1 protein-coding gene is annotated in these 694 nt (G+C 54.3%); it reads right to left on the bottom strand.

From position 1 onward, the window contains the following. Window positions 1-37 precede the first annotated feature (37 nt). Window positions 38-694 (bottom strand): IS256 family transposase (locus tag ABJ196_RS12640; protein WP_347307585.1); only part of this gene is annotated, 657 nt, incomplete at its 5' end.

The raw sequence follows: 694 nt of genomic DNA, 5'->3' as shown, positions 1-694 counted from the left end.
GAGCGTGTCAAGTTGATTGTGTGTGGGGCTTGATTTCTTAGAGGTATTGGTCGAAGCGGTCGGGGTAGGCCACGGCCATTTGGTTGATGGCTTGTTTCCACCCTGAAACCTTTCCGCCTTCAACGAGCCGGCTAGCTGAAGCGGCGGCTCGTTTACCTTCTTTAGCGCGTTTAGCTGCGCGTTTGTCTTCAATATTGCAGATCATCAACCACAATGTCTTCAACGCCGACTCATCATTGGTGAACTGCACCCGATTACGAGTGGCTTTGCGCAGCTCATTGTTAAACGACTCAATAGAGTTCGTCGTATAGATAACCTTCCTCGCAGCCGGCGGAAACTGCAAGAACGGCACGAACCGCTCCCACGCGTCTTGCCAGACCTTCACAGACCTGGGGTATTTCTCACCCAGCGCAGAGTCTGCGAATTCTGCCAGTGCTGCTGCAGCAGTGGATTCATCAGGGGCGGTATAAACCTTCTTCAATGCTGCCGACACGGCCTTGCGATCGCCGTAGGCCACCCACCGGTTGGCAGCACGAATCAGGTGCACGATACAGGTTTGCACCATCGATCCTGGCCAGGTTGCCTCCACTGCCTCAGGCAAGCCTTTGAGCCCATCACAGCAGACAATGAAGACGTCTTTGACCCCACGATTCGACAGGTTAGAGCACACTTGCGCCCAAAAGGATGCTCCTTC

This window comes from Corynebacterium sp. SA-MJD20WY100 (genome assembly GCF_039822565.1).
Classification (GTDB): domain Bacteria; phylum Actinomycetota; class Actinomycetes; order Mycobacteriales; family Mycobacteriaceae; genus Corynebacterium; species Corynebacterium phoceense_A.
Note: the sequence above shows the minus strand (reverse complement) of the source record. Positions and strands in the feature narration are given on the sequence as shown.